The 3143-nt window shown below is 33.9% G+C and carries 3 protein-coding genes; 1 reads left to right on the forward strand and 2 read right to left on the reverse strand.

What is annotated here, in order from left to right; all coding sequences use genetic code 11:
• Positions 1–91: 91 nt before the first annotated feature.
• A complete protein-coding gene (locus tag ABD892_RS11320) occupies positions 92–223 on the forward strand; it encodes a hypothetical protein (RefSeq protein ID WP_345195769.1) in 132 nt (43 codons plus the stop codon).
• 101 nt (positions 224–324) lie between these two features.
• Here the strand turns inward: ABD892_RS11320 and ABD892_RS11325 are convergent, their stop codons facing one another.
• Both ABD892_RS11325 and ABD892_RS11330 read right to left on the reverse strand, forming a co-directional pair.
• Positions 325–1236, reverse strand: a complete 912-nt coding sequence (locus ABD892_RS11325; protein ID WP_345195770.1) for a hypothetical protein — start codon at positions 1234–1236, stop codon at positions 325–327.
• A 157-nt stretch (positions 1237–1393) separates the two neighbouring features.
• On the reverse strand, positions 1394–2578 hold the full coding sequence (locus ABD892_RS11330) for a hypothetical protein (protein WP_345195772.1): 1185 nt from the start codon (positions 2576–2578) through the stop codon (positions 1394–1396).
• Positions 2579–3143: the final 565 nt, after the last annotated feature.

Below are 3143 nucleotides of genomic sequence, written 5' to 3' on the forward strand. Positions count from 1 at the left end.
TAGCGGGTCATTGATTACTCACTGACACCCCCTGTTTAAGTTGGAAATTTCAGAAGAGGCGACAACTATGCTGGCACAGGGGGCCCTTAACTTGCTAAAGAATGAAAAAACCTTCAAAGGTGGCATTCAGCGAAAAACGAGGTGCACCATGATGAGTACCGACTATCTGGAGCGGGTTCTGGCCGGATCGCCATTGTCTACCGCAGAGGTCGATGGTGCCTGAGGCCAGTAATAGCGCGGGGTTTCATGCGTTTTCCCTGGATCTACATTTCATACGATCACTAAGACAGACAACGCAATAACGCAATAATACCGAGCTGGCAATCATTTACTTGTGTCTGTAACATGCTCATTAAGATCAATAAACAAACTAGAAAGCCTGACACTGGCTAATTTGTAGTTTATAAAAAAAAATCTTAGAGTATTGACAAGGTATAAAAACATGGTCAAGGCATATTTTCTAGGTTCATTTTTAAATAGAAACGCCAATACTGCACCGTAACCTTTTGCATATAAGGTGTGCTTAGATAAGTCCTTAGGCCTAGACTCTCGGTATACATAATATGGTACATTCACAACATTAAATTTTTTATTTTTAGACAACTCATATAAGAAGTAGACGTCTTCTGCAGACTTTATCGTTGTCTTATCACCAGGGCCAAGAGTCTCGTTAAAACTGGAATTTTTCAATAAATTCGCCTTGAAAAGCCATCTTGACATTGTACAATTTTTTATAAAATTTACATCATCCGATAACGTATTCTTTTTAAAATTTCTTATTGACTCATGCTGAATTGTGGTTTTTTTATTAAGCTTAAATGGCTCATTATTAAAATCAAGAAACGTTAGATCAACGAACTGAAAACAACCAAGCATTGCATCATCTTTTGAAGCAGCAAAAACAAGCATATATTCTAGAAAATGACTACTGACCCATATCTGAGAATCCAAAAAGTATAAGCAATCATTATCTGCTGCTAGTGATAACGCATAATTTAAACATTTATTTCTAGCTACAGAGACACCAATAGTCTCTGAGTTCAAAATAACTAAGTTTTCAGTAAATATTTTTTTTATATTTGACTCACACTTTTTCTCTATAGCTTTATACTGTATGCAAAATATAAAACTAAAGTCATCAGTGCGTTTTTTGATTCTGGCCAATAAGTTTTTCATTCTTTCTAAAAAAAAAACATCAATTTCACTAGAAAGAATAGGAATCATTATGTAGATCATATCACTTCCTGAACAAGAAACCTTTATACCGATTGTTTCTCATTAATTTTATACCAGTAAAGCTTGTTCATTAGCAATACTTATTATTGAACAAGCTTTACAGGTACGTATTTAAGATACTTCAACACAACTAAACGGTTAAATTCCAAAACCGAAATTAAGAAGCATTTAATTTATTTCTAAATGGAATAGAATTTTTTGCGACTAAAACTAGAAAAACAATAAAATTTGGAGAAAAATAACTAATCCCTCTAAAAAAAAGCTCAACAAATACGGCCAGTGTAACAACTGCGTAAATTATAGATACTAAATCCCCTTCACAAAACTTTGTAGCACGCAGAAATAGATAAGACTTTAAGCTCTGCCAAGTGACAAATATAGAAAACAAAACACCTAGAAAACCAAATTCAACTATTATTTTTGATGCTAAAAAAGAACCATCATATCTATTTAACTCCCCTTTATAAATCAAAAAAAGGAGATCTGAGTAATACCCTGTCCTTTCAAACCCCATATTCTGAAAACCCATTCCTAAAAAGAATGAGTCAGAAAGTGCTATATAAGCAGCTTCCCAGCCTTTCAGGTAAACTAAATTAGAAATATTCATATTCGACGGATCAAATATTATTCTACTTGTAAAATAATCAAAATCTATAAATTCTAGGAATGGTATGAGTAATGAAATACAAAGCACTAAAGTAAAGCTAAAAAACAGATAACGTAATGGGGCTAAAATCAAAAGCTGTATAAAAAAGATAATAACAAATGTTAGATTTGGAAAGGAGATACCGAAAATTAATGTAATAGGTAAAACTAGAAATGCATTAGACTTTTCCTTTAACATATATAACAAGCTGAATGGAAAGTAGGCTAATGCAAAATGGCTAGGCTCTGCAAAAGGGAATACTGGCTTATTTAGATCCAAATAAGCACCAAATGCTGTCAAATTAAATACCCCCAAAAAACCTATCACCAAAAATATATGATAAATATTTTTAACAAGTCTATTGAAATCAGTTCGATTCGTAATAAGAACTCTATCAACAAGAACAGAGAATATAATTATAATCAATACAAGAATTATTGCTGAAATAATAGGTTTTGATATTGCATCTCTATCAATAATTAGAAGGGTTGAATACAAACCTAAGCAAAGTAAAAAGAAAGCTAAAGTAAGAATTTTTTTGTCAATGAAAACCAACTCTTTGAAAAATCGAACAAGAAATAGCAATGAAACAAAAAACAAGCCGTAAGAGAACGATCCCAATGAAACATATACGACAGAAGGAAAGCATAGCAAAAATAGAATACCAACTGTTTCAATAATATTGAGTTTATTCATTCTAGGATTTTAACAACAAAAAATATAAGAAACTGGAGCAAGACTGCAGAAGAACTTCAAATTATAGGGTTTGACCAACTCTATCAGCTTCATCAAAGTCTTTTCATCCTATGACCGAAAACATGGGCAATAACTCTCTCCTGAGTCCGTGACTTCGGCAGAGATAAAAATGGCTAAAAGGCTGATATAGCAAGGCTTCTCAGCAAATAAATGACTATTTGAAAACTCACCAAATGGGTGCATTTATGATTAATCTAAATTCTGTCTGTAAGCCATATACTGCAAGGCTTTCAGCCATTTTCACTCTCGTTAAACTCACGGATTAAGGTCTCTGTAAACGGGGCTCTCATGCATAGAACAGCCAGCGATGATTCATTTTTAATACCATCATGACCATTGCTCATCCACCTGAGCGAATCAGCACCAGCTCTTCATTGCCGAATGGGTAGTGATGGCATCTGTGGTGGGGAAAGTTTTTAAATAACCCCCCTGTGCCAGCATAGTTGTCGCCTCTTCTGAAATTTCCAACTTAAACAGGGGGTGGTCAGTGAGTAATCAATGACCC

Origin of the sequence: Kistimonas scapharcae (genome assembly GCF_039540975.1) — a bacterium.
GTDB lineage: Bacteria > Pseudomonadota > Gammaproteobacteria > Pseudomonadales > Endozoicomonadaceae > Kistimonas > Kistimonas scapharcae.

What these genes read in the sequence shown, in the direction of transcription:
- ABD892_RS11325 (WP_345195770.1), bottom strand. Translation starts at nt 1,236, where the DNA reads ATGATCTACATAATGATTCCTATTCTTTCTAGTGAAATTGATGTTTTT.
- ABD892_RS11330 (WP_345195772.1), bottom strand. Translation starts at nt 2,578, where the DNA reads ATGAATAAACTCAATATTATTGAAACAGTTGGTATTCTATTTTTGCTA.